At 54.4% G+C, this 26,462-nt stretch carries 22 protein-coding genes and 2 pseudogenes; 14 read left to right on the top strand and 10 right to left on the bottom strand.

Annotated elements, in window-relative coordinates; genetic code table 11:
* Nucleotides 1-136: 136 nt before the first annotated feature.
* A complete protein-coding gene (gene ghxP, locus ACLJRE_RS16515; RefSeq protein WP_000106907.1) occupies nucleotides 137-1,486 on the top strand; it encodes a guanine/hypoxanthine transporter GhxP in 1,350 nt (449 codons plus the stop codon).
* Between the two features lie 149 nt (nucleotides 1,487-1,635).
* Nucleotides 1,636-3,282: a Na+/H+ antiporter gene (locus ACLJRE_RS16510; protein WP_023212846.1), complete on the top strand. Its 1,647-nt coding sequence runs from the start codon at nucleotides 1,636-1,638 to the stop codon at nucleotides 3,280-3,282.
* 94 nt (nucleotides 3,283-3,376) lie between these two features.
* Here the strand turns inward: ACLJRE_RS16510 and ACLJRE_RS16505 are convergent, their stop codons facing one another.
* Complete coding sequence (locus ACLJRE_RS16505) at nucleotides 3,377-4,264, bottom strand: LysR family transcriptional regulator (protein WP_000354962.1); 888 nt, start codon at nucleotides 4,262-4,264, stop codon at nucleotides 3,377-3,379.
* A 103-nt stretch (nucleotides 4,265-4,367) separates the two neighbouring features.
* Here ACLJRE_RS16505 and ACLJRE_RS16500 point away from each other — a divergent pair, with 103 nt between their 5' ends.
* Together ACLJRE_RS16500 and ACLJRE_RS16495 are read left to right on the top strand one after the other, a co-directional pair.
* Entirely contained in the window at nucleotides 4,368-4,778 is a 411-nt protein-coding gene (locus ACLJRE_RS16500; RefSeq protein ID WP_000257347.1) for a CidA/LrgA family protein, read from the top strand.
* Complete coding sequence (locus ACLJRE_RS16495) at nucleotides 4,771-5,460, top strand: LrgB family protein (protein WP_001067096.1); 690 nt, start codon at nucleotides 4,771-4,773, stop codon at nucleotides 5,458-5,460. Before ACLJRE_RS16500 ends, ACLJRE_RS16495 begins: the two co-directional genes overlap by 8 nt.
* Before the next feature lie 38 nt (nucleotides 5,461-5,498).
* Here the strand turns inward: ACLJRE_RS16495 and actP are convergent, their stop codons facing one another.
* The 3 genes from actP to acs all read right to left on the bottom strand — a co-directional run bounded on the left by actP (nucleotide 5,499) and on the right by acs (nucleotide 9,657).
* Nucleotides 5,499-7,148 (bottom strand): cation/acetate symporter ActP, encoded by a 1,650-nt coding sequence (actP, locus tag ACLJRE_RS16490; protein WP_000832536.1) that lies wholly within the window; start codon nucleotides 7,146-7,148, stop codon nucleotides 5,499-5,501.
* Nucleotides 7,145-7,459: a DUF485 domain-containing protein gene (locus ACLJRE_RS16485; RefSeq protein WP_023212845.1), complete on the bottom strand. Its 315-nt coding sequence runs from the start codon at nucleotides 7,457-7,459 to the stop codon at nucleotides 7,145-7,147. The genes actP and ACLJRE_RS16485 overlap by 4 nt, the downstream gene beginning before the upstream one ends.
* 239 nt (nucleotides 7,460-7,698) lie before the next feature.
* Complete coding sequence (acs, locus tag ACLJRE_RS16480; protein ID WP_000083874.1) at nucleotides 7,699-9,657, bottom strand: acetate--CoA ligase; 1,959 nt, start codon at nucleotides 9,655-9,657, stop codon at nucleotides 7,699-7,701.
* Between the two features lie 431 nt (nucleotides 9,658-10,088).
* Between acs and nrfA the strand changes: the two genes are divergently transcribed.
* The 9 genes and pseudogenes from nrfA to ACLJRE_RS16435 form a co-directional block, all read left to right on the top strand.
* A complete protein-coding gene (nrfA, locus tag ACLJRE_RS16475; RefSeq protein WP_000101786.1) occupies nucleotides 10,089-11,525 on the top strand; it encodes an ammonia-forming nitrite reductase cytochrome c552 subunit in 1,437 nt (478 codons plus the stop codon).
* A gap of 44 nt (nucleotides 11,526-11,569) precedes the next feature.
* Complete coding sequence (nrfB, locus tag ACLJRE_RS16470) at nucleotides 11,570-12,136, top strand: cytochrome c nitrite reductase pentaheme subunit (protein WP_000115067.1); 567 nt, start codon at nucleotides 11,570-11,572, stop codon at nucleotides 12,134-12,136.
* Nucleotides 12,133-12,804 carry a cytochrome c nitrite reductase Fe-S protein gene (gene nrfC / locus ACLJRE_RS16465; protein WP_001278030.1) on the top strand — a complete coding sequence of 224 codons (672 nt, stop codon included), beginning with the start codon at nucleotides 12,133-12,135 and terminating at the stop codon, nucleotides 12,802-12,804. Before nrfB ends, nrfC begins: the two co-directional genes overlap by 4 nt.
* On the top strand, nucleotides 12,801-13,757 hold the full coding sequence (gene nrfD / locus ACLJRE_RS16460; protein WP_023207446.1) for a cytochrome c nitrite reductase subunit NrfD: 957 nt from the start codon (nucleotides 12,801-12,803) through the stop codon (nucleotides 13,755-13,757). Before nrfC ends, nrfD begins: the two co-directional genes overlap by 4 nt.
* Nucleotides 13,750-15,486, top strand: a complete 1,737-nt coding sequence (locus tag ACLJRE_RS16455) for a heme lyase CcmF/NrfE family subunit (RefSeq protein WP_031610690.1) — start codon at nucleotides 13,750-13,752, stop codon at nucleotides 15,484-15,486. Before nrfD ends, ACLJRE_RS16455 begins: the two co-directional genes overlap by 8 nt.
* An 82-nt stretch (nucleotides 15,487-15,568) precedes the next feature.
* Nucleotides 15,569-15,988: pseudogene (gene nrfF, locus ACLJRE_RS16450) on the top strand (heme lyase NrfEFG subunit NrfF); the annotation flags it as partial.
* The gene (nrfG, locus tag ACLJRE_RS16445; protein ID WP_023212842.1) at nucleotides 15,985-16,605 is read left to right on the top strand and encodes a heme lyase NrfEFG subunit NrfG; all 621 of its coding nucleotides are present in this window, start codon (nucleotides 15,985-15,987) and stop codon (nucleotides 16,603-16,605) included. The pseudogene nrfF and the gene nrfG, both read left to right, overlap by 4 nt.
* Before the next feature lie 344 nt (nucleotides 16,606-16,949).
* Complete coding sequence (gltP, locus tag ACLJRE_RS16440; protein WP_000793278.1) at nucleotides 16,950-18,260, top strand: glutamate/aspartate:proton symporter GltP; 1,311 nt, start codon at nucleotides 16,950-16,952, stop codon at nucleotides 18,258-18,260.
* Nucleotides 18,261-18,264: 4 nt separating this feature from the next.
* A pseudogene (locus tag ACLJRE_RS16435) lies at nucleotides 18,265-18,341 on the top strand (hypothetical protein); the annotation flags it as partial.
* Between the two features lie 76 nt (nucleotides 18,342-18,417).
* Here ACLJRE_RS16435 and yjcO read toward each other — a convergent pair.
* The 6 genes from yjcO to ACLJRE_RS16405 form a co-directional block, all read right to left on the bottom strand.
* Complete coding sequence (gene yjcO, locus ACLJRE_RS16430; protein ID WP_000803307.1) at nucleotides 18,418-19,107, bottom strand: Sel1 family TPR-like repeat protein YjcO; 690 nt, start codon at nucleotides 19,105-19,107, stop codon at nucleotides 18,418-18,420.
* A 176-nt stretch (nucleotides 19,108-19,283) separates the two neighbouring features.
* Nucleotides 19,284-21,431: a formate dehydrogenase H subunit alpha, selenocysteine-containing gene (locus ACLJRE_RS16425; RefSeq protein ID WP_011233236.1), complete on the bottom strand. Its 2,148-nt coding sequence runs from the start codon at nucleotides 21,429-21,431 to the stop codon at nucleotides 19,284-19,286.
* A gap of 371 nt (nucleotides 21,432-21,802) precedes the next feature.
* The gene (lpxO, locus tag ACLJRE_RS16420; protein WP_000457029.1) at nucleotides 21,803-22,711 is read right to left on the bottom strand and encodes a lipid A hydroxylase LpxO; all 909 of its coding nucleotides are present in this window, start codon (nucleotides 22,709-22,711) and stop codon (nucleotides 21,803-21,805) included.
* A 257-nt stretch (nucleotides 22,712-22,968) separates the two neighbouring features.
* Nucleotides 22,969-23,403 (bottom strand): aminoalkylphosphonate N-acetyltransferase, encoded by a 435-nt coding sequence (gene phnO / locus ACLJRE_RS16415; protein WP_001527229.1) that lies wholly within the window; start codon nucleotides 23,401-23,403, stop codon nucleotides 22,969-22,971.
* A gap of 151 nt (nucleotides 23,404-23,554) precedes the next feature.
* Nucleotides 23,555-23,998, bottom strand: coding sequence for a VOC family metalloprotein YjdN (gene yjdN / locus ACLJRE_RS16410; protein WP_001131301.1), 444 nt, complete (start codon nucleotides 23,996-23,998; stop codon nucleotides 23,555-23,557).
* A gap of 119 nt (nucleotides 23,999-24,117) precedes the next feature.
* Nucleotides 24,118-24,453 (bottom strand): zinc ribbon domain-containing protein YjdM, encoded by a 336-nt coding sequence (locus tag ACLJRE_RS16405; protein WP_000056482.1) that lies wholly within the window; start codon nucleotides 24,451-24,453, stop codon nucleotides 24,118-24,120.
* 467 nt (nucleotides 24,454-24,920) lie between these two features.
* Between ACLJRE_RS16405 and proP the strand changes: the two genes are divergently transcribed.
* Nucleotides 24,921-26,423, top strand: a complete 1,503-nt coding sequence (proP, locus tag ACLJRE_RS16400; RefSeq protein ID WP_000919710.1) for a glycine betaine/L-proline transporter ProP — start codon at nucleotides 24,921-24,923, stop codon at nucleotides 26,421-26,423.
* Nucleotides 26,424-26,462: the final 39 nt, after the last annotated feature.

Genomic DNA, 26,462 nt, shown 5'->3' with positions numbered 1-26,462 from the left:
ATACGTGGAGCTAAACGTTTGCTTTTTTGCGGCGCCCCGGTTGTCGTAAATGTAGCACAAGGAGATAACGTTGCGCTGTTAGTGGATTACCTCCCACGTATACCGACGAATAATAAATTCTCAGGGGATGTTTTCTATGTCTACGCCTTCAGCGCGTACCGGCGGTTCACTCGACGCCTGGTTTAAAATTTCACAACGCGGGAGCACCGTTCGCCAGGAAGTCGTTGCTGGCTTAACCACGTTTCTTGCGATGGTTTACTCCGTCATCGTGGTGCCAGGGATGCTGGGTAAAGCCGGATTCCCGCCTGCTGCCGTCTTTGTAGCGACCTGCCTGGTCGCCGGCGTCGGCTCTATCGTTATGGGGCTTTGGGCGAATCTGCCGCTGGCTATCGGTTGCGCTATTTCGTTGACGGCGTTTACCGCGTTTAGCCTGGTCCTGGGGCAGCATATTAGCGTCCCGGTCGCGCTTGGCGCCGTATTCCTGATGGGCGTACTGTTTACCGTTATCTCCGCCACCGGCATTCGTAGCTGGATTTTGCGTAACTTGCCACAGGGCGTGGCCCACGGAACCGGTATCGGTATTGGCCTGTTTTTGTTGCTGATTGCCGCCAACGGCGTCGGCCTGGTCATTAAAAACCCGCTGGATGGCCTGCCGGTCGCGCTGGGCGATTTCGATACCTTCCCGGTGATTATGTCGCTCGTGGGGCTGGCTGTTATTCTCGGTCTGGAAAAGCTGAAAGTCCCCGGCGGCATTCTGTTGACCATTATTGGCATTTCTATTGTGGGTTTGCTCTTCGATCCTAACGTCCATTTTTCCGGCATTTTCGCCATGCCTTCGTTGAGCGATGAAAACGGCAACTCACTGATCGGCAGCCTGGATATTATGGGCGCGTTAAACCCTGTCGTTCTGCCAAGCGTACTGGCGCTGGTGATGACGGCGGTGTTTGATGCGACCGGCACGATCCGTGCGGTCGCAGGGCAGGCTAATCTGCTGGACAAAGACGGACAAATTATCGATGGCGGTAAAGCGCTAACCACCGACTCCCTGAGTAGCGTTTTCTCCGGCCTGGTCGGGGCGGCGCCAGCCGCGGTGTATATCGAGTCTGCGGCCGGTACGGCGGCGGGTGGTAAAACGGGCCTGACGGCGATTACCGTGGGTGTGCTGTTTTTGCTGATCCTGTTTCTTTCGCCGCTCTCTTATCTCGTTCCCGTCTACGCAACCGCCCCGGCGCTCATGTATGTCGGTCTGCTGATGCTGAGTAACGTGGCGAAAATCGATTTTGCTGATTTCGTCGATGCGATGGCGGGGCTGGTAACGGCTGTATTTATTGTACTGACCTGTAACATTGTCACCGGGATTATGATCGGCTTTGCCACGCTGGTCGTCGGGCGTCTGGTTTCCGGCGAATGGCGTAAGCTGAATATCGGAACTGTCGTCATTGCGGTCGCGCTGGTCGCTTTTTATGCCGGCGGCTGGGCTATCTAGTTCTGCCTTCATTCTGAAAAACGGGCGGCGTTGGTCGCCCGTTTTCATTTTCAGGACACATCACGTTACCTTTTGCGTTAATCTGAAGAAGGTGAAACCGAGGCATGATGCCTTTCTCCATCATAAAAAACATCGCAAACAGGGAACGCATGGAAATTTTCTTCACAATACTCATCATGACCCTTGTGGTCTCGCTGTCGGGGGTATTTACGCGTGTATTACCCTTCCAGCTTCCTTTACCCCTTATGCAGATCGCCATTGGCGCGCTGTTGGCGTGGCCGACGTTTGGTTTGCATGTGGAATTCGATCCGGAACTCTTCCTGGTGCTGTTTATTCCGCCGCTGCTGTTTGCGGATGGCTGGAAGACGCCGACCCGTGAATTTCTTGAGCATGGACGAGAGATTTTCGGGCTGGCGCTGGCGCTGGTCCTGGTAACGGTTGTGGGAATCGGCTTCCTGATTTATTGGCTGGTGCCCGGTATTCCGCTGATCCCCGCCTTTGCGCTGGCCGCCGTGCTGTCGCCGACCGATGCGGTAGCGCTCTCCGGAATTGTGGGCGAGGGGCGTATCCCAAAAAAAATCATGGGCATTCTGCAGGGAGAGGCGTTAATGAACGACGCCTCCGGTCTGGTATCGCTGAAATTCGCCGTCGCGGTGGCGATGGGGACGATGGTCTTTACCGTCGGCGGCGCGACGCTGGAATTTTTTAAGGTCGCTGTCGGCGGTATTCTGGCGGGTTTTGTGGTCAGTTGGCTGTATGGCCGCTCGCTGCGTTTTTTGAGCCGCTGGGGCGGCGATGAACCCGCGACGCAAATTGTCCTGCTGTTTCTGCTGCCCTTCGCGTCTTACCTGATTGCCGAGCATATTGGCGTCTCAGGCATCCTGGCCGCGGTTGCCGCCGGGATGACCATCACCCGTTCTGGCGTAATGCGCCGCGCGCCGCTGGCAATGCGTTTGCGCGCGAACAGTACCTGGGCGATGCTGGAATTTGTCTTTAACGGTATGGTCTTTCTGCTGTTGGGACTGCAATTGCCGGGTATTCTGGAATCTTCGCTGGCGGCGGCGGAAGCTGACCCGAATGTCGAAACCTGGATGCTCTTTACCGATATCGTGCTGATTTATGCGGCATTGATGCTGGTTCGCTTCGGCTGGCTGTGGGCCATGAAAAAGTTCAGCCTGCGTTTTTTGAAGAAGAAACCGATGGAGTTCGCCAGCTGGACGTCGCGTGAAATTCTGATTGCTTCCTTCGCTGGCGTTCGTGGGGCGATCACCCTGGCTGGTGTGCTCTCTATACCGTTACTTTTGCCGGATGGCAGCGGATTTCCGGCGCGTTATGAACTGGTATTCCTGGCGGCTGGCGTCATTCTGTTCTCGTTATTTGTCGGCGTGATCATGCTGCCGCTGCTGTTGCAACATTTGGAAGTCGCCGATCATGCGCAACAGTTGAAAGAGGAGCGTATCGCCCGCGCGGCGACGGCGGAAGTGGCGATTGTCGCCATTCAGAAAATGGAAGAGCGTCTGGCGGCGGATACCGAAGAAAACATCGATAATCAGTTGCTTACTGAAGTAAGCTCGCGTGTCATCGGTAACTTGCGTCGCCGTGCCGATGGGCGAAACGATGTCGAAAGCTCCATACAGGAAGAAAACCTGGAGCGACGTTTCCGTCTTGCCGCGCTGCGTTCCGAACGCGCCGAGTTGTATCATCTGCGCGCCACACGAGAAATCAGCAATGAAACATTGCAAAAGCTGCTGCACGACCTGGATTTGATGGAGGCGTTACTGATAGAAAATCAGTAGTCCTTGTGGCCCGGTGGCGCCATGCTTACCGGGCCTACAAGTAGGCCGGATAAGGTGCTTGCGCCGCCATCCGGCAAGGGTTTTAACCCATGGCTTACGGTTGTTTCAGCCAAAACCCTTCGCAACAGGTTAACCACGCCCGCGCGCTGTGCGACAGATACACGCCCTCTCGCCAAATCATGCCCAACTGCCAGCGGAGATCGCTTTCCAGCGGTAGCCAGCGCAGCGTGGCCTTATCCAGACGCTGACAAATCGGCTCCGGTAAAATGGCGATGCCGACGCCCGCTTGCACCATGGCGGCGAGAAAATCCCATTGCCCGCTGCGCACGGCAATCCGTGGTTTTACGTCATGCTGGCTAAATAAGGTCATCAACTGGCGGCTCAGGGCAAAGTCTTCGTTGTAGATAAGAAGAGGATGCTCCGCCAGTGCTTCAGGCGCGATGGAGTCGCAGGTTGTCCACTGACCGGAACGGGGAACCAGCACGCACAGCGGATGACTGAACAGCGATAACGTCGTTAGCCCGCTCGCTTCTTCCACCGGGAGCGCGGTCATCGCAACATCCAGCTCGCCATTCATTACCGCCTGCTGTACCGTCAGGCCGCCAAACTCCGAAATTTTGAGTTCAACGCCAGGGTAGCGTTGTCGAAACAAACTGATTGGCCCGGCCATCAACATGCCGACCATCGGGGGAATACCCAGCCGCAGCACGCCCTTATTGAGATGGTTAATATCGCTCAACTCGGCCTCTAACTGGCGAAACTCAGCGAGGATCGCCAGACCGCGTTCAAACACCACGCGTCCGGTATCGGTCAGCAATAACTTACGTCCGTCGCGGATCAGTAGCGTACAGTTAAGCTCATCTTCAAGATTTTTCAGCATTTTGCTAATGGTGGGCTGGGTGACAAATAACTTCTCCGCTGCGCGGGTGAAACTTTGCTGACGCACCACCTCGACAAAATAACGCAGCGTTCTGATATCCATGATTATTCCTTCCGACTATGCCTGCAATGATTTTAATTCATTTCTGCCCGTGACGGAGGTTCTCTATACTGGCGCTCCGTATTATTTTTCAGGACATTCCCTCATGGCTGTGGCGATAAGCCGCGTTACGCCTGCCGTTGTGCAACGACTCCAGGTACCGGTTCAGGTACTGCTCTATGCAGGTTTATTCATTTTTTCCCAATATCTTGTCTCCTGGCTGCACCTGCCGTTGCCCGCGAATCTGGTCGGCATGGTACTTATGTTGGCGCTGATCGTTTGCCGGATTATTCCGCTTAGCTGGGTACGCGCAGGCGCACGCTGGCTGCTGGCGGAGATGCTGTTATTCTTTGTTCCCGCCGTCGTGGCGGTAGTGAACTATGCCCATCTGTTACTGGTGGACGGCTGGCGCATCTTCTCGGTGATAGCGATCAGTACCTTAATGGTACTCGGTGCGACGGCGTGGGTGGTGGATAAAGTGTATCGCTATGAGATGAGCAGGCTAAACCGTGAATAACGTTCAGTTAAGCGTACTGTGCCTGGTGATTACGCTGGGGATTTACTTCGCCAATAAGCGTCTGTATCGCCGTTTTCGCAAACTGCCGTTGATGCCATTAGTGTTGACGCCAGCACTGCTGGTGTTAATGCTGGTGTTCGGTCATATCTCCTGGCAAAACTATATTGGTGAATCGCACTGGCTATTGTGGCTGCTCGGCCCGGCGACCATTGCCTTTGCGGTGCCGGTGTACGATAACCTCGCGATTATCAAACGTCACTGGATGTCGCTCACCGCGGGCGTAGTGACGGCGACGGTGGTGGCGGTCACCAGTTCCGTTTGGCTGGCGCGTCTGTTCACGTTATCGGATGAGATTCAGCGTAGTCTGGCGGTACGTTCCGTTACTACGCCGTTTGCGCTGGCGGCGGCAGAACCCCTGGGCGGGCAGCCGGATCTGGTGGCGCTGTTCGTGGTCGTCACTGGCGTGTTTGGCATGGCGGTCGGCGACGCGCTATTTTTGCGTCTCTCTATCCGGGAAGGCATGGCAAAAGGGGCAGGATTTGGCGCGGCGTCACATGGGGCGGGCACGGCGCGTTCCTATGAACTTGGTCAGCAGGAGGGTGTCGTCGCCAGTCTGGTAATGATGCTGTCCGGCGTGGTGATGGTGCTGGCAGCCCCGCTGGTGGCGAGGGTAATGTTCTGATTTTCCTCCGACCCACAGGGCCGGAGGAAACGGTAAGATTAATGCGCACGCCCTTGTTGTACGCCGAATCCCGTTTGGGAGCGGATAAACTGAGCGCGGAACTGCTCACGTTCACGGTTGCCTTCTGCCGAGTTATCGGTGGCCGAGAAAAACCAGATCCCCAGGAACGCCACGCTGATAGAGAACAGCGCCGGATACTCATACGGGAAGATCGCTTTTTCGTGGCCGAGGATCTGCACCCAAATGGTAGGGCCAAGAATCATCAGCACCACCGCTGTCAGTAAACCTAACCAGCCGCCCAGCATAGCGCCGCGCGTGGTCAGTTTTGACCAGTACATGGAAAGCAGAATGATAGGGAAGTTGCAGCTCGCGGCGATAGCAAACGCCAGGCCCACCATAAAGGCGATGTTCTGATTTTCAAACAGGACGCCGAGGATAATGGCGATCACGCCCAGCACCAGGACGGTGATTTTCGACACCTTCAGTTCTTCACGTTCGGTTGCGCCTTTGCGGAACACGTTAGCGTACAAATCATGCGACACCGCCGATGCGCCCGCCAGCGTCAGACCGGCAACCACCGCCAGAATGGTGGCAAACGCCACTGCCGAAATAAAGCCGAGGAACAGGTTGCCGCCTACCGCGTTGGCCAGATGCACCGCCGCCATGTTATTGCCGCCAATCAGCGCGCCCGCCGCATCTTTATAGGCGGGATTCGCCCCCACCAGCATGATAGCGCCGAAGCCGATAATAAAGGTCAGAATGTAGAAATAGCCCATAAAACCGGTGGCATAGAACACGCTCTTGCGCGCTTCGCGGGCATCGCTGACCGTAAAGAAACGCATCAGAATATGCGGCAAGCCGGCGGTGCCGAACATCAGTCCCAGACCCAACGACAACGCCGAAATCGGATCTTGCACCAACCCTCCTGGGCTCATAATCGCCGTGCCTTTCGGGTGTACCGCCATGGCTTCGGTAAACAGATTATTGAAGCTAAAGCCGACGTGTTTCATCACCATAAAGGCCATAAAACTGGCGCCAAACAGCAACAGGACGGCTTTGATAATTTGCACCCACGTTGTCGCCAGCATCCCGCCGAACAGCACGTACATCATCATCAGCACGCCGACCAGCACTACGGCGATGTGATAGTTGAGGCCGAACAGCAGTTCAATCAGTTTACCGGCACCGACCATTTGGGCGATGAGATAAAGCGCCACCACTACCAGGGAGCCACAGGCCGAAAGAATACGGATTGGCCCCTGTTTCAGGCGATAAGAGGCAACGTCAGCAAAAGTATAACGTCCCAGATTACGCAGGCGCTCGGCAATCAAAAACAGGATGATTGGCCAGCCGACAAGGAAGCCCAGCGAATAGATCAGCCCGTCATAACCAGAGGTAAACACCAGAGCGGAAATGCCGAGAAATGACGCGGCGGACATATAGTCGCCGGCAATCGCCAGCCCGTTCTGGAACCCGGTGATATTGCCGCCTGCGGTGTAATAGTCGCTACGGGAACGTACGCGTTTAGAGGCCCAGTAGGTAATACCGAGCGTAAACACGACGAAAATCAAAAACATGATAATCGCCTGCCAGTTGGTGGGCTGGCGTTCAACCGCGCCGCTAATGGCATCCGCCGCATGAGCGGCGAAGGGGAGTGCGGCGGCAAGCGCCGTCAGAACTCTCTTCATAATGCTTTCACCTCATGCAGTACGGCGTTATTAAGACGATCGAATTCGCCATTCGCCCGCCAGATATAAATTCCGGTCAACACAAAAGAAATCACAATCACCCCGACGCCAATGGGAATTCCTCGGGTGACGCTGGTTCCCGCATGTAGAGGCGTGCCCAGCCAGCCAGGCGCGAAGGCGATCAGTAAAATAAAGCTGATATAAACCACCAGCATGATAACCGACAGAATCGTGGCAAACCGTTGCCGTTTTTCGACTAATTCCCTGAAACGCGCACTGTCTTCTATCCGCTGATAAATTTGGTCATTCATCACAGAGCTCTCCAGAGGTCCCCCTGCGTCTTTCGCGCTACAGGCGCGTTGGCCGCACTCGCGCGCCCCAGCCACATAGTGAACTATGCTGCTGAGGATGTGCTCGCTTGCCGCCTTCCTGTAACACGAAATCCTTTGGGGGAGGTTTTTTTATATTTCCCTCTCCCGGTTTGAGAGAGGGCAGGGGTAGGGTCGTAGGCCGGATAAAACGCATTCGCGTTGCCATCCGGCATTTATGGTTATGACGGCATCGCGATGGCCTGCTTCTCTTCGAGCAGTTTCTCCACCACGCCAGGATCGGCGAGAGTCGAGGTATCGCCCAGATTGCTGGTATCGCCCGCCGCGATTTTGCGCAAAATGCGGCGCATAATTTTGCCGGAACGGGTTTTTGGCAGTGAGTCGGTCCAGTGCAGCACGTCCGGCGTCGCCAGCGGGCCAATCTCTTTACGTACCCAGTTGCGCACCTCCGCGTACAGTTCTGGCGACGGCTCCTCGCCGTGGTTGAGCGTCACATAAGCGTAAATCGCCTGGCCTTTGATAGCGTGTGGAATACCCACCACCGCCGCTTCGGCGATCTTCGGATGCGCCACCAGCGCTGACTCGATTTCCGCCGTACCCAGACGGTGGCCGGAGACGTTTAACACGTCATCCACGCGACCGGTGATCCAGTAATAGCCGTCTTCATCGCGACGCGCGCCGTCGCCGCTGAAATACATATTCTTAAAGGTAGAGAAATAGGTCTGCTCAAAACGTTCATGATCGCCGAACAGAGTGCGCGCCTGGCCCGGCCAGGAATCGGTGATGACCAGATTGCCTTCCGTCGCGCCTTCTTGCGGATGGCCTTCGTTATCCACCAGCGCAGGCTGTACGCCAAAGAAAGGACGGGTGGCGGAACCGGCTTTCAGTTCGATAGCGCCCGGTAGCGGCGTGATCATAAAACCGCCTGTTTCAGTCTGCCACCAGGTGTCGACGACCGGACATTTTTCCTTGCCGATCTTCTTCCAGTACCATTCCCACGCTTCGGGATTGATCGGCTCGCCGACGGAACCCAGAATGCGTAGTGAAGAGCGGTCGGTGCCTTCAATGGCTTTATCGCCTTCCGCCATCAGCGCGCGGATGGCCGTTGGGGCGGTATAGAGAATGTTGACCTGGTGTTTGTCGACCACCTGGCACATGCGAGCGGGCGTTGGCCAATTCGGCACGCCTTCAAACATTAAGGTGGTCGCGCCGCAGGCCAGCGGGCCATACAACAGATAGCTGTGCCCCGTCACCCAACCCACATCGGCGGTACACCAGTAAATATCGCCAGGGTGATAATCAAAGACATACTTAAAGGTGGTCGCGGCGTAGACCAGATAGCCGCCGGTGGTGTGCAGCACGCCTTTCGGCTTGCCGGTGGAGCCGGAGGTATAAAGGATAAACAGCGGATCTTCGGCATTCATCGCTTCAGGCTGGTGCTCAGGGCTGGCTTTTTCAATCAAATCGCGCCACCACAGGTCGCGGTCTTCTTGCCAGTCAATGTCGCTGCCGGTGCGCTTCAGGACGATCACATGCTCAACGCTAGTGACATTCGGGTTTTTCAGCGCGTCATCGACATTCTTTTTCAGCGGGATACTGCGTCCGGCACGTACACCTTCGTCAGCGGTGATCACCAGCCGCGAGCTGGAGTCGATAATGCGTCCGGCGACGGCTTCCGGCGAGAAGCCCCCGAAGATCACCGAATGCACCGCACCGATGCGGGCGCAGGCCAACATTGCCACCGCCGCTTCCGGCACCATCGGCATATAAATCGCTACCACATCGCCTTTTTTAATGCCCAGATCCAGCAGTGTATTCGCGAAACGGCAGACATCGCGATGCAGTTCGCGATAAGAGATATGTTTACTCTGCGACGCGTCATCGCCTTCCCAGATAATGGCGGTGCGATCGCCATTTTCCTGCAAATGGCGGTCAAGACAGTTCGCTGCCAGATTCAGCGTGCCGTCCTCGTACCATTTAATCGACACATTGCCTGGCGCAAAGGAGGTGTTTTTCACTTTTTGGTACGGCGTGATCCAATCGAGAATTTTTCCCTGTTCGCCCCAAAACGTATCGGGGTCGTTAATAGACTGTTTATATTTAGTCTCATACTGCTCTGGATTTATCAGGCAACGATCCGCAATGTTGGCGGGAATGGCGTGTTTATGTGTTTGGCTCATGCTGTTGTTCTCCTTGTAGGATGTTAATAATATGTCGCATAAACGTTAAATGTAGGGTCTTAATAAGTTTTGTTTAGTATTTGGGCGACAGATCACGCAAAAAGGGAACTGTGCAAATAAGCAGCAATCTATTTTTTGATTGTGTCCCGCAAAATTAGATAAATTTTCGGGATAACATGACGTTATATGAAATTTTTTAAAAAAGTGATCCGTGTCTGGAAATCAGAAAAGAGAGGGAGTTTTGTCCAGGTTACTAACTCTAAAGTGGTATTTTACATACAATTACAATTGATTAAAGACAACATTTTAAGTGTGGTTATTTGTTACACATAGAGGAGATCAATGTAATAACAGTATTTGTGCGGTTGCTGTTATGGAAAACGATAAAAAATCGCCATTAAAGATAATGGCGCAATCTGGATGAGACCTCTATGGCAAGGAAAACACTACGCGCACGCCGTTTCTTCAGCCTTATATTTCCTTTTTTCTTCATTACCTCTGTTTACGCTGAGCAAACGCCTGTATCCGCAAAAACCGTTACTGTTGAAGCGAAAAATGAAACGTTCGCGCCTCAACACCCCGACCAATATCAGTCATGGAAAGCGACGTCAGAACAGTCTGCCCGTGAAGATGCTCTGGCGGAAGACCCTCGTCTGGTGATCCTGTGGGCGGGCTATCCCTTCTCCCGTGATTACAACAAACCACGCGGCCACGCGTATGCGGTAACTGACGTGCGCGAAACGCTGCGTACCGGCGCGCCAAAAACGGCGGAAGACGGCCCGCTGCCGATGGCCTGCTGGAGCTGTAAAAGCCCCGATGTCGCGCGCCTTATCCAACAAGAAGGCGAAGACGGCTACTTCCATGGCAAATGGGCGCGCGGCGGCCCGGAAATTGTCAACGATTTGGGCTGTGCCGACTGTCATAACACCGCGTCGGACGATTTCGCCCAGGGGAAGCCCGCGTTAACGTTGTCGCGCCCCTATGCTGAACGGGCGATGGAGGCTATCGGCAAACCGTTTGATAAAGCGGGACGATTTGATCAGCAATCGATGGTCTGCGGCCAGTGCCACGTGGAGTACTACTTTGACGGTAAAAACAAAGCCGTTAAGTTCCCGTGGGATGAGGGCATGAAAGTCGAGAACATGGAGCAATACTACGACACTATCGCCTTCTCTGACTGGACTAACTCTCTGTCCAAAACCCCGATGCTCAAAGCGCAGCACCCGGAATATGAAACCTGGAGCGCGGGCATTCACGGTAAGAACAACGTGACCTGTATTGACTGCCACATGCCGAAAGTACAGAACGCCGAAGGCAAGCTCTACACCGACCATAAAATCGGCAACCCGTTCGACAATTTCGCGCAAACCTGCGCCAACTGCCACACCCAGGATAAAGCGTCCCTGCAAAAAGTGGTCGCCGAGCGTAAACAGGCGATTCATGACCTGAAAATCAAGGTTGAAGATCAGCTGGTACATGCGCACTTCGAAGCGAAAGCCGCATGGGATGCGGGGGCGACAGACGCGGAAATGAAACCGATTCTGAACGATATTCGCCACGCGCAGTGGCGTTGGGATCTGGCGATTGCGTCACACGGTATTCATATGCATGCCCCGGAAGAAGGTCTACGGATGTTAGGCAGTGCGATGGATAAAGCCGCGGATGCCCGTACTAAACTGGCGCGACTGCTGGCGACCAAAGGCATTACCCATGAAATTCCGCTGCCGGATATTTCGACGAAAGAGAAGGCGCAGAAAGCGATTGGTTTGAATATGCAACAAATCAACGCGGAGAAGCAGGACTTCCTGAAAACGGTCGTACCGCAGTGGGAAGATCAGGCGCGTAAAAACGGTCTGTTAAGCCAATAACCCCATTCCGCCCCGTAAGGGGCGGATAACTCAACGGAGTGAATATGAGCGTATTACGTTCGTTATTAACTGCTGGGGTGCTGGCGTCAGGCCTGTTCTGGAGCCTGAGTGGAATCACTGCCACGCCAACGCCGCAGGGGTCGGATCAACGCTGGACGGTCACCCAGCAGCGTAATCCGGATGCTGCCTGTCTGGACTGTCACAAACCGGACACCGAAGGTATGCACGGTAAACATACGGGCGCTATCAACCCGAACAATAAATTGCCGATAACCTGTACCAACTGCCACGGTCAACCGTCGCTTCACCACCGTGAAGGGGTGAAAGATGTGATGCGTTTTAACGACCCGATGTATACGGTAGAGCAGCAGAACAGCGTCTGTATGTCCTGCCACTTGCCTGAACAACTGCAAAAAGCGTTCTGGCCGCACGATGTTCATGTTACTAAAGTGACCTGCGCCAGTTGCCATTCCCTGCATCCGCAGCAAGACACGATGCAGACGCTAAGCGAGAAAGGGCGAATCAAAATATGCGTGGATTGCCACAGCGATCAGCGTACTAACCCGCACTTTAATCCGGCGTCCGTTCCGTTGCTTAAGGAGCAGCCATGAGTTGCACCCGACGTCAATTTATTACCCGCGTCGGCGCGCTGGCGGCGGTCAGTGGGATGGCAGGACGCGTTGTCGCGAACACGTTGAATATTAACGGCGTGCGTTATGGCATGGTACACGATGAGTCATTATGCATCGGCTGCACGGCCTGCATGGATGCCTGTCGGGAAGTCAACACCGTGCCGGAAGGCGTATCGCGCCTGACGATTATTCGCAGCGAGCCGCAGGGGACGTTTCCTGATGTGAAGTATCGCTTCTTCCGCCACTCGTGCCAGCATTGCGACCATGCCCCCTGCGTTGACGTCTGCCCGACGGGGGCATCATTCCGCGATGCCGCCAGCGGTATTGTCGACGTGAACCCGGACCTTTGCGTCGGCTGCCAGTACTGCATTGCCGCGTGTCCCTACCGCGTGCGCTTTATCCATCCGGTCAGTAAGACGGCGGATAAATGCGATTTCTGCCGGAAAACCAACCTGAAAGCGGGCAAACAGCCCGCCTGCGTTGAGTCATGCCCGACGAAGGCGCTGACGTTTGGTAATCTGGACGATCCCAACAGCGATATTTCCCGTTTGTTGCGGCAAAAAACTACCTATCGTTACAAGCTGGCGCTGGGCACAAAACCGAAGGTCTACCGCGTTCCCTTTAACTATGGGGAGGTGAGCCAATGACATCCGCTTCTGCATTTCATTTTGCATCACTGGTGTGGGACTGGCCCATCGCCATCTATCTGTTTCTGATTGGCATCTCCGCCGGACTGGTTACGTTGGCTATTCTGCTGCGCCGCTTCCATCCGGAGGCGGGCGGTTCGGACAGCACGCTGCTGCGCACTACGCTGGTGTTAGGGCCGGGGGCGATTATTCTTGGTCTGCTGATTCTGGTCTTCCACCTGACGCGCCCGTGGACCTTCTGGAAACTGATGTTCCACTACAGCTTTACCTCGGTGATGTCGATGGGGGTGATGCTGTTCCAGTTGTACATGGTGGTGTTAGTACTGTGGCTGGCAAAAATCTTTGGAAAAGAGGTGATTGCCCTGCAACAGCGTTGGCTGCCGCGTTTAGGGATCGTGCAGAAAGTGTTGGCGCTAATAACGCCGTTTCATCGCGTGCTGGAGACGTTAATGCTGGTACTGGCGGTTCTGCTCGGGGCGTACACCGGGTTTCTGCTGTCGGCGCTGAAATCCTATCCGTTCCTGAATAACCCGATCCTGCCGGCGCTGTTTCTGTTCTCCGGCATCTCCTCCGGCGCGGCGGTGGCGCTGATCGTTATGGCGTTACGCCATCGTAGCAACCCGCACAGCACCGAGGCGCGTTTTGTACATCGCATGGAAACCCCAGTGGTATGGCTGGAGATCTTCCTGCTGGCGGCCTTTTTTATCGGGCTGGCGCTGGGCGATGATGGCAAAATGCGCGCGCTGGCGGCGGCGCTGGGCGGCGGATTCTGGAGCTGGTGGTTCTGGCTTGGCGTCGTAGGGCTGGGATTGATTATCCCGCTGCTGCTGAAACCCTGGGCTAACCGTAGCGTCACGTTTCACGGCGTGCTGGCCGTTTGCGGCGCCAGTTTGACCGGCGTGCTGCTGCTGCGCTTTTTCATTCTTTATGCGGGACAGCTAACGGTTGCATAATCTGGACATCTTCCTTCCTGAAGCCGGATTTCTGGCGCTGTTGTTGAGTCTCGGGGTCAACGTGTTGACCCCGCTGGCGACGTGGTGCGGGATGGGTCAGCACTGGCGTGGCGTCATGCGCCTGACGACCTGCGGCGCGTGGATGGCGTTCACGCTGCTGCTACTGGCGTTTGCGATTCTGGTTAGCTGTTTTCTGACCAGCGATTTTTCGGTCGTTTATGTTGCGCAGCATAGCCATAGTCAATTGTCATGGGGACTGAAACTGGCGGCGGTATGGGGCGGTCATGAAGGCTCGCTCCTGCTGTGGGCGCTGCTTCTTTCGGGGTGGACGGCGCTATTCGCCTGGCGCTCCCGGCATGAATCTGACGCGCTTTTTCCGCTGACCCTGAGCATCTTGTCCCTCATTATGGCTTCGCTGCTGCTATTTATTGTGCTGTGGTCCGATCCGTTCCTGCGTATTTTCCCTCCCGCCATGGAAGGGCGCGACCTTAATCCCATGCTGCAACATCTGGGGCTGATCTTACATCCGCCGCTGCTCTATCTGGGTTATGGTGGCCTGATGATCGCGGCGAGCGTAGCGCTGGCTTCGCTACTGTGCGGCGGCTTTAACGCGGCAACCGCCTGGGTGTGCTGGCGCTGGGCGTTACCCGGCTGGTGCGCTCTGACGCTGGGGATCATTCTCGGATCGTGGTGGGCGTATTGCGAACTGGGCTGGGGCGGCTGGTGGTTCTGGGACCCGGTGGAAAATGCCTCGTTGTTGCCGTGGCTTGCCGCCAGCGCCTTGCTGCACAGTCTGTATGTCAGCCGCCAGCGCGGGAGCTTCCGTCACTGGTCGTTGCTGCTGGCGATACTGACGCTGATCCTCTCGTTGCTGGGAACGCTGATTGTGCGTTCCGGCATTCTTGTTTCGGTACATGCTTTTGCGTTAGATAACGTGCGCGCGGTGCCGCTGTTTACCCTTTTTGCCGCGTTAAGTCTGGCATCGCTTGCTCTGTACGGCTGGCGGGCGCGGGAGCCGTATCCGGCGACGCGTTTGGACGGCGGAAAGTGCGAAACGCTCATTCTGGCGACGTTGCTGCTCTTTAGCGCCGTCTTGTTGATCGTGCTGGTCGGGACGCTCTACCCCATGATTTATGGTTTGATGGGCTGGGGAAGGCTTTCGGTGGGCGCGCCCTATTTTAATCGCGTCACGCTGCCGTTTGGCCTGCTGATGCTGGTAGTTATCGTGCTGGCGACAATCAGAAGCCGCAAACTCTCTGTGCATCGTCAGCTTCCGGCATTGCTGGCGCATACGGGCGTATTTATCTTCGCCGCTGGGATCATGGTTTCCAGCGGCAGTCGGCATGAAATCAGTCTTAACCTCAGCCCCAGTCAGCAGGTGGTACTGGCGGGCTATACCTTTCGTTTCGAGCGTCTGGATCTGGAGGCCAAAGGCAACTACACCAGTGAAAAAGCGCGGATCACGTTGTGGCGGAATGAAAAACGCATTGGCAGCCTGCAGCCTGAAAGGCGCTTCTATGCCGCGCGTCGTCAACAGATGATGGAGCCGGGGATTCACTGGAACCTGCTACATGACTGGTACGCGGTGATGGGCGAAAAAACCGGACCGGATCGTTACGCCATGCGCTTATACGTGCAGACCGGCGTGCGCTGGATCTGGGGTGGGGGATTGTTGATGGTGTGTGGCGCGCTGCTGAGCGGATGGCGGGGGAGGAAGCGTGATGCGTAAATTACTCACAGCGTTGCCGGATGGCGGCGTAAACGCCTTATCCGGCCTACAGGATGCGCAAACCGTAGGTCGGATAAGCGTAGCGCCATCCGGCAGAAAGTTTTTACTCTTAACGATCGTCCTGTTTTTAATCACCTTCGCCACCCACGCCCAGGTGGTGGATACCTGGCGCTTTGACAATCCGCAACAGCAGGAAAAAGCGCTGTCTATTGCCGGTCAACTGCGCTGTCCGCAGTGTCAGAACCAGAATTTGCTGGAATCCAATGCGCCCGTGGCGGTCAGTATGCGCCATCAGGTTTACAGCATGGTGGCCGGAGGTAAAAGCGAAGCGGAAATCACCGCCTGGATGACCGACCGTTATGGTGATTTCGTGCGCTACAACCCGCCGTTGAATGAGCAAACGCTGCTGTTGTGGACGCTGCCGTACCTGCTGTTATTGCTGGTGGGCGTGGTAGTCTGGCGGGTGAGAAAGCGTCAGCACGCAGAAAAGGGGGAACAATGAGCCAGTCTGAACACTCCACTGCGCCGTTACGTCCCATGCCCGTAAAGCGTCTGGCGGCTGCGGCGGTGTTGATGGTGGCTGCCTGTGTCGGCGGTTATCTGTTGACGCCGAAATGGCAGGCTGTGCGTAGCGAGCAACAGCGTCTGGCCGATCCGCTACGTGACTTTACGAACCCGCAAACGCCAGAGGCGCAGCTTTCCAGGCTGCAAGAAAAAATCCGCGCCAATCCGCAGGATAGCGAGCAATGGGCGCGGCTGGGCGAGTATTATCTCTATCGCAATGCGTATGACAATGCGCTGCTGGCATATCGTCAGGCGTTGCGTCTGCGAGGCGATAACGCGCAGCTTTTCGCCGCGCTGGCAACGGTGCTGTATTACCAGTCCGGGCAACATATGACGCCTGCGACGCGTGAAATGATTAATAAAGCGTTAGCGCTGGATGCGACAGAAGTGACCGCGCAGATGCTGCTGGCGGCGGATGCGTTTATGCAGGCGGATTATGCGCAAGCCGTGTCGCTGTGGCAAACCTTACTGGACGCTAACTCGCCGCGAGTGAACCGCGCGCAGCTGGTAGAGGCCATTAATTTGGCTAAATTGTTACAAAATCGGCAGAAATAATTTTTTCTTTTTTGTGACTTTTGTCATGTGTGCTGTTTAAAAAAACGGCGAATGAGACACAAGTAAAAATTAATTACCTCAGTGTATTATTCGTTTTTGACGAAGTAAAAAACTTTCCATAACAAATAGTTATTCATCATTAACGCCATAAACTCGCGTTATTATGCATAAAAACAGCCAAAAGCCCTGTTATGAAAGGGTTGCGCAAGACGCTATGCAAATGATACTGATTATGCGCGTTAAAAAACTCTACAAACCAACGCAACACAAATCATACCCTTTCAGTATGTATTGCTCTCATGCTTTCGGCGGAGAGCAACGCTTCATCGAGGAAGTCTGTTGTTATGAAAAATTTGAAAGTCAGCCTGGCCTGGCAAATTTTGCTGGCTATGGTGCTGGGCATTCTGTTGGGCAGCTATCTGCATTATCACAGTGACAGTCGTGAATGGCTGATTGCCAACCTGCTGTCGCCTGCTGGCGATATCTTTATCCACCTGATTAAAATGATCGTCGTGCCGATCGTGATCTCGACTCTGATTGTCGGCATCGCCGGCGTTGGCGATGCGAAACAGCTAGGCCGTATCGGCGCCAAAACCATTCTCTATTTTGAACTGATCACCACGGTGGCGATTATCCTCGGCATTACGCTGGCGAATGTCTTTCAGCCAGGCTCAGGCATTGATATGTCGCAACTGGCGACCGTCGATATTTCGAAATACCAGAACACCACGGCGGAAGTACAAAGTCATGCGCATGGGCTGATGGGGACAATACTGTCGCTGGTGCCGACCAATATCATCGCATCGATGGCCAAAGGGGATATGCTGCCAATTATCTTTTTCTCGGTCCTGTTTGGGCTGGGGTTGTCGTCCCTGCCGGCAACGCACCGCGAACCGCTGGTGACGGTATTTCGTTCCATCTCTGAAACCATGTTTAAAGTCACCCATATGGTGATGCGCTATGCGCCAGTGGGCGTTTTTGCGCTGATCGCCGTCACGGTGGCGAATTTTGGTTTCGCGTCGCTGTGGCCGCTGGCGAAACTGGTGCTGCTGGTACACTTTGCCATTATCTTCTTTGCGCTGGTGGTGCTGGGCATCGTGGCGCGCCTGTGCGGGTTAAGTATCTGGATTCTGATTCGCATTCTGAAAGATGAATTGATTCTGGCGTACTCGACCGCCAGCTCCGAGAGTGTGCTGCCGCGCATTATCGAGAAGATGGAAGCTTACGGCGCGCCAGCCTCTATCACCAGTTTCGTGGTGCCGACCGGGTACTCATTTAACCTCGACGGCTCCACGTTATACCAGAGCATCGCCGCCATTTTTATCGCGCAGCTATACGGTATCGACCTGTCGCTGTGGCAGGAAATTGTACTGGTGCTGACGCTGATGGTGACGTCGAAAGGGATTGCCGGCGTGCCAGGCGTTTCCTTCGTGGTGTTACTGGCGACGCTGGGCAGCGTGGGCATTCCGCTGGAAGGGCTGGCGTTTATCGCCGGTGTCGACCGTATCCTCGACATGGCGCGTACTGCGCTAAATGTGGTGGGGAATGCGCTGGCGGTGCTGGTGATTGCCAAGTGGGAACACAAGTTTGACCGTAAAAAAGCGCTGGCCTATGAGCGCGACGTACTGGGGAAATTTGATAAGACCGCCCAATAACGGATTGCCGGATGGCGCTTTGCTTATCCGGCCTACAGAGAAAGAAAATGTAGGCCGGATAAGGCGTTCACGCCGTCATCCGACAACCTGCTCCGGGTTGCCTGATGGCGCTACGCTTATCAGGCCTACAACGACTACGTTCATCAGGCAATAAACATCAGCCATTTGTTAGCGTTTCGAACTCTTCGCAACCGGTATCAAACCCTTCCAGACAGCTTAGATTCAACCAGTGCAACGCCTTCTGCTTGTTCTTTTCAATAAAGCCCGGTTCACCGTTTAAAAACATCATTCCCGCCCAGTATTCTGAATAGCCGGTACGGGAAATGGCGGAACTGCGTTTGAAATACCAGGCGGCTTTTTCATCATCGGCGGCAATGCCCACGCCGTTGGCGTAAATCAGGCCAAGCAACATTTGCGCATCCACCGCGGAGTCGTTATCCAGATCTTCAGAGGCCTTTTGCAGCAGCGAGATGGCTTTTGGGTAGTCCGGACGCCCGGCCTGGGTGTTGACCAGGATCCGCGCCAGCGTAATTTCGCCCGCTTTACTGCCCGCGTTAGCCGCCTTTTCAGCCAGCTTTTTCGCGTCGGGATAATCCAGGCTTACAGGATTAGTGATTTTGATTTGCGCCAGTAGCGCGCAGGCGTCGGCGTCGCCATTGTCGGCGGCTTTTTGCGCCCAGTATTCAGCTTTGTTCAAATCGCCATAGCTCAACCAACTGTCGGCCAGAAAATATTGCGCGCGTCTGTCACCTGCCTCTGCTGCCTGCAAATACTGGCTACCCGGCTCAGGATCTGCGGCATGGGCAAAGAATGTCATAAACAACATCAATGCAAGAAGTGGTTTCATTTTGAATTTTATTTAGGGTACGGAAAAGACAGTATAAAGAGATCGTATGGATAAAAAAACAGCCTCCGGGCGGAGGCTGTTATAGGGAAAATGCCTGATGGCGATGCTAATGCATCTAATCAGGCCTACAGTAGACGCAGGCCGAATAAAGCATTCTGATGCCGCCATCCGGCAGATCAACCCATTGCGCTTTCGCGCAGGCGGGTTTTCAGTTTGTTGTACTCATCAATCACATACTGCTCGGCGGCTCGCTGATCGGCGATCGGCTCAACGCGTACGGCGCAGTATTTGTACTCCGGCGTTTTGGTAATCGGGCTGAGGTTTTCAGTCACCAGCTCGTTACAGGCGCCAATCCACCACTGGTAGGTCATGTAAATTGCCCCTTTGTTCGGGCGATCGCTGACCTGCGCGCGGGTGATGATTTTGCCTTTGCGCGAATGAACCCACACCAGCGCTTCATCTTCAATACCCAGACGCGCGGCGTCGGCGGTATTGATTTGCGCATAGCCCGGTTCATCGGCCAGCGCGGCCAGCGCCGCACAGTTACCGGTCATTGAGCGGCAGGAGTAGTGGCCGACTTCGCGCACCGTCGACAGTACCATCGGGTACTCTTCGGTGAGTTTATCGATAGGCGCTACCCAGTCGCAGGTGAAGAACTGCGCCAGACCGTTGGGGGTATCGAACTTCTCTTTAAAGAGGTACGAGGTTCCCTGATCGGCATCCGACGTGTCGCGACACGGCCACTGGATATAGCCCAGCTCGCCCATTTTCTCGTAAGTGGCACCGTAGAAATCCGGGCACAGATGACGCAACTCATCCCAGATTTCCTGGGTATTGTTGTAGTGCATCGGATAGCCCATCCGGGTGGCGATTTCACTGATAATCTGCCAGTCGGTTTTCAGGTCCCACTTCGGCTCAACGGCTTTAAAGAAGCGCTGGAAGCCACGGTCAGCCGCAGAGAAGACGCCTTCATGCTCGCCCCACGAGGTGGAGGGTAAAATCACATCCGCCGCCGACGCGGTTTTGGTCATGAAGATATCCTGCACGATGACCAGTTCCAGATCCTCAAACGCTTTACGTACTGCAGAGAGTTCCGCATCGGTTTGCAGCGGATCTTCACCCATAATGTACGCCGCGCGCACTTCGCCATGCGCCGCACGGTGCGGCAGCTCGCTGATGCGATAGCCGGTATGCGCAGGCAGACTTTCTACGCCCCAGGCTTTAGCGAACTTCTCGCGGTTTTCCGGGAACTTAACGTACTGGTAGCCCGGATAAGTATCCGGCAGCGCGCCCATATCGCACGCACCCTGAACGTTGTTCTGGCCGCGAACCGGGTTAACGCCCGCGCTTGGCTTGCCGAGGTTGCCGGTCAGCATCGCGAGGCTGGTCAGTGAACGCACGGTTTCCACACCCTGATAGAACTGGGTGACGCCCATCCCCCACAAGATCGCTGCGCTTTTCGCGCTGGCATACATCCGCGCCGCCTGACGAATCTCCTGTGCGCTCACGCCAGTGATCTCTTCGACGGACTCCGGCGTATAGCCTTCGACAATCTTGCTGTACTCTTCAAAACCTTCGGTACGGCTGGCGACAAACGCTTTGTCGTACAGGTTTTCTTCAATAATGACATGCCCCATGGCGTTGAGCAGCGCGATATTCGAGCCGTTTTTCAACGCGATATGCATGTCGGCAATGCGCGCGGTTTCAATTTTGCGCGGATCGCAGACGATAATTTTCGCCCCGTTGCGTTTAGCGTTAATCACATGATTCGCCACGATAGGGTGGGAATCCGCCGGGTTATACCCGAAGACGAACACTAAATCAGTGTTATCAATTTCGTTAATCGCATTACTCATTGCGCCGTTACCGACCGATTGGTGCAGACCTGCAACCGATGGGCCGTGTCAGACGCGAGCGCAGCAGTCAACGTTATTGGTACCAATAACGGCGCGTGCGAATTTTTGCATTACATAGTTGGTTTCATTTCCGGTACCGCGAGAGGAGCCGGTTGTCTGGATTGCATCCGGACCGTACTTCGCTTTGATGGCGCTCAAACGTTCAGCGACGTAATTGAGCGCTTCATCCCAGGAAACAGATTCCAGTTTGCCGCCACGCTGGCGACGGATCATTGGGGTTTTCAGGCGCGGGGTCAGGATCTGGGTATCATTAATAAAATCCCAGCCGTAGTAGCCCTTCAGACACAGGGTACCCTGGTTGGTTTTCCCCTGCGCCGCCTCAGCCCGGACGATTTTGCCGTTATCGACCACCAGATTGATTTTGCAACCTGATGCGCAATACGGGCAAACCGTGACGACTTTTTTCATCGGTTTCGCTCCAGTTAATCAAATCGCGCATACGCGCTGTCGCCCTCAGTATGCATGTTTTATGCCACTTTTTTAGTATGGGCTTTCCCTGATATTACGGGCGAATTTTGTTCAAAACCCTGACGAAAAACAGGCTATCGTCAGTTTTGACGTGTCGAAAGAAAATGCCGTATGACATTTATTATGGGGAGAAACGCGGAGCGCAGGCCAGATAGGGCGGAGCCGCCATCCGGCAATCTGCTCTGCCTGAAGTGGGGGTTTTTAATAAATTGTCCGGATGGGGATGGATAGACTCAAGGCCAGGGAACGCGTTGAGACTAACGCCAGGATAGAACGGGCCGCGGCAGGCAGTTCCATACCGCGGCCCGGCTTCAGAGGAGGCTGAAAAGGATTATCGCGGCAAAAATAGCGGCAATAACGAGATATTTCAGCGCGTAATAGAGAGTGCGGTTTTTCTTTTTCAGCCGTTGCCCGGCATCGCGTGCTGCGTGAACGTATTTAAAGATGCGATTAATCGCACCGGTACGATCGTTCTCGTCGTTTGGCGAACTGGCGGCGGACATCAACGATGCGCCGACCCAGTGGTTTACGCTCTGCGCCCAGCGCCATTTCATTGGGCGCTCAATATCGCAAAAGAGGATAATACGTGTCTGCTCAGTTTTATTTTCCGCCCAATGAACGTAGGTTTCGTCGAAGATGACGGCTTCGCCGTCGCGCCAGCTATGGCGCTGTCGATCAACTTCAATAAAACAGCGGTCATCATTCGGTGTGCTTAATCCAAGATGGTAACGTACTGAACCGGCATAGGGGTCGCGATGTTTTCCCAGATAGGCCCCGGGAGGCAACTCGGCGAACATCGCCGCTTTGATAGAGGGGATGCTGTTGACCAGCTTTGTCGTTATCGGGCATAACGTTTCCGCCGACGGGTGGGCATCGGAATACCATTTAAGGTAAAACCGTTTCCAGCCGCGCTTGAAAAAGGTGTTGAATCCGGCGTCGTTATTGGCCTGCGCGGCTTTTATGTGATGCTGAAGCCGTAGCGCCTCTTCACGAATCACCTGCCAGTTTTCCGTCAGCTTCTGCAGCTCTGGAAATGCCGTGGTATCAAAGTACGGCTGCTTTGCCGGTAACGTTGAGAAGCGAGTCATGAACATATTGATCGGCGCCATAAACGTCGAGTGGTCAAAGAGCTGACGGGAAAGCTTTTGTTTTTCCACCCCGCGTGAATGCGCATAAATGACGCTGATAATAAAAATACCGATAATGATTGCTGCGAACATAACGTCACTGTCCTTCTAAGAAAACCTCATCCCGGGATTTTCAGGCAACCCTCCCGGTGATGCCAAAGAGAAAAGTGTAGTTCGTTGACAATAAATTTACATTTCTACAACTTAAAAGGGCCATTTTTGTTAAAGAAGCGAGTCAGCCCGTTTAATCTTTATCCAGGCTTGCCGACAGTAGAATTAAGATGGCTCCGCTACTTCACCCGGTGACGGTTGATTACGTTATGTCTTATCTCCCGATGACGGCTGCCAGATCACAATGCTTTCGTGAACCGAAAATGACTTTGCTTGTAACCTTCGCGAAGATAAAAACGGTGTGCATCGCGGCGTTTAATATTTGTGGAAAGCTCCGTTAGCTCGGCGCCCGCCTGACGTGCTTCTTCTTCTGCCCAGGCCAGAAGCTGACTGCCAACTTTTTGTCCCCGCATCTGCGGTAATACCACCAGCTCCTGAATTTCGCCAATCCAGTTGGCATGATGGAGATGAAACTGCATATGCAGGCTGATCATGCCGACTACCTCTCCGTTGCGCAGCGCTAAACGATAATGAAAGTTGGGGTCCAGTAAATTAGCGGCGAACCCATCCCTGAAAGCCTGATAATCAAGCTCATCTTTAAGTAACTCACAGATAAGCGCGTAAACAGAATCGGTATCCTCTGTTGTCGCGTGGCGTAATTCACAGACTGGCATAATGTCCTCCCGACGCTTCATCAGGATCAACCATCTTTCGACAGACTGTAACAAACTACCGTCATTATTTATTCTATGGCAGTTAAACGGCGGATAACGTGCAGCCAAAGCTCAATCTGATGGCAAGGGGGAGGGCGAGCCTCCCGGGGAGTTAGGTGGCAGGCTGATGTTTAACCACGTTAATCATCCACGGCACACCGAAACGATCGCTGACCTTGCCGAAACCCTGCGCCCAGAAGGTCTCCTGCCAGTCCATTTCGATTTGCCCTTGTGCGGCAAGGTTATCAAACCAGCGCTTCCCTTCTGCTACATCCTGGGTATCAAGCACCAGCGTAAAGCCGGAATAATGCGCCGTTCCCGACGCGCTGGCATCACTCATCATGATATCGCTGCCGGCAATGCGCATGTTGGCGTGGGCGATAGCAGTATCGGGAAAGCGCATTCCTGACGGGCAGCCCTCTTCGTTATCCGCCGCCGAGGGGGGCATTTCACCGAAGCTGAGTTTATAAAGCAGTTCTGCGCCTAACGTTTGTTGATAATACGCGATGGCGTCGGCACAGTTGCCGGCAAAAGAGAGATAGGGACTTAACGGCATGATGGTTACCTCAGGTAAGAGATGCTCGTTAAGTGTAGTTCGAAATTGGCACAATATTGCCGGTGGCAGGGCCGCTCAGGCCCGGTAAGCGAGGCGCTACCGGGCAATGACACGGTAAATCAGTTCTTTTTCACGAACTCGGATTTCAGTTTCATCGGGCCAAAACCATCGATTTTGCAGTCGATGTTATGGTCGCCTTCAACCAGACGAATGTTCTTCACTTTGGTGCCGATTTTCAGCATGGAAGAGCTGCCTTTTACTTTCAGATCTTTCACGATGGTGACGCTATCGCCGTCCGCCAGCAGGTTGCCGTTGGCGTCTTTGACAATCAGCTCATCGCTCTCCTGAGCGGGTTCCGCATCGTTCCATTCGTGAGCGCATTCCGGGCAGATGAACATGCCGTTATCTTCGTAGGTATATTCGGAGTTACATTGCGGGCAGTGGGGTAATGACATGTTGGTATCCTCAAAAAGTCAGCGGGGGCAAACGCGCCCAAAAATGGCAGATCGCCGAAAAAGGCCGCAATTATACACAAAATCCTTAGCGTTGTCGGGACTATTGCCGCTTTTATAAAAGGGTCAGCGCAACGACAGTCAGCAATGGTTTACACTCGAATAACCGCTTTTTTACTGTCACCACAGCGCATTAGGGCGTCCTTATTTACACCTTTTGACCGAATTGACATATATGTGTGAAGTTGATCACATATTTAAACCCTGTTAGGGTAAAAAGGTCATTAACTGCCCATTCAGGCGTCAACAGGTTCGGTTGTACAGTCCGTAACCGGACAGTGTAAGTAAACCTGCTACGCTTGTATGAGGGATAGCGTTCGCGCCCCTCCCTCCGCTCGACGGCGACGCTGGCGCGGTATGCCAGTGCCCGCCGTATATAGCGCTACAGGGCTTAGCCTATGAGGACAGCTATGCTGAAAAGGAAAAAAATAAAACCGATTACACTGGGCGATGTGACCATCATTGATGATGGTAAACTTCGCAAAGCGATTACCGCCGCCTCGCTGGGCAACGCGATGGAGTGGTTTGATTTTGGTGTTTATGGATTTGTTGCCTACGCGTTGGGTAAAGTCTTTTTCCCCGGCGCCGATCCCAGCGTCCAGATGATTGCCGCGCTGGCCACGTTTTCCGTTCCCTTCCTGATTCGTCCGCTCGGCGGGTTATTCTTTGGTATGCTCGGCGATAAATACGGGCGCCAGAAGATCCTGGCGATCACGATTGTGATTATGTCGATCAGTACCTTCTGTATCGGGTTAATCCCCTCTTACGCGACGATCGGTATCTGGGCGCCAATACTGTTGTTGCTGTGTAAAATGGCGCAGGGCTTCTCGGTTGGCGGGGAATATACCGGCGCGTCGATCTTTGTCGCGGAATATTCGCCGGATCGTAAACGCGGATTTATGGGAAGCTGGCTGGATTTTGGTTCCATCGCCGGGTTCGTGCTGGGCGCGGGCGTGGTGGTCTTAATCTCAACGATTGTCGGCGAGGAGAATTTCCTGGAGTGGGGCTGGCGTATTCCGTTCTTTATCGCCCTGCCATTGGGAATTATTGGTCTCTACTTACGCCATGCGCTGGAAGAGACGCCAGCGTTTCAGCAGCACGTGGATAAACTGGAGCAGGGCGACCGCGAAGGGTTGCAGGATGGGCCGAAAGTCTCCTTTAAAGAGATTGCCACCAAACACTGGCGTAGCCTGTTGTCATGTATCGGTCTGGTGATTGCCACCAACGTGACCTACTACATGCTGCTCACCTACATGCCGAGCTACCTGTCGCATAACCTGCACTATTCTGAAGATCACGGCGTGTTGATTATCATCGCCATTATGATCGGGATGCTGTTTGTGCAGCCGGTGATGGGGCTGCTGAGCGACCGTTTCGGTCGACGTCCATTTGTGATTATGGGCAGCATTGCGCTGTTTGCGCTGGCGATCCCGGCCTTCATCCTGATTAACAGTAACGTTATTGGCCTGATTTTTGCCGGTTTGTTGATGCTGGCGGTGATTCTGAACTGCTTTACCGGGGTGATGGCCTCGACATTGCCGGCGATGTTTCCGACGCATATTCGTTACAGCGCGCTGGCGGCGGCTTTTAATATCTCTGTATTGATTGCCGGTCTGACGCCAACGCTGGCGGCCTGGCTGGTGGAAAGCTCGCAGGATCTGATGATGCCGGCGTATTATTTGATGGTCATCGCGGTGATAGGCTTGATTACCGGTATTTCCATGAAAGAGACGGCCAATCGTCCGTTAAAAGGCGCAACGCCAGCGGCGTCGGACATCCAGGAAGCGAAGGAAATTCTGGGCGAGCATTACGATAATATTGAGCAGAAAATCGACGACATCGATCAGGAAATCGCGGAGCTGCAGGTCAAACGTTCGCGTCTGGTACAGCAACATCCGCGCATCGATGAATAAATTTCGCGCTTAAGGTTCGCTTAATCTCTCGCGGGCATA

Source organism: Salmonella sp. SAL04157 (assembly GCF_046551635.1).
GTDB classification, from domain to species: Bacteria; Pseudomonadota; Gammaproteobacteria; order Enterobacterales; family Enterobacteriaceae; genus Salmonella; species Salmonella enterica.
This window is presented reverse-complemented; position numbering and strand designations above follow the sequence as displayed.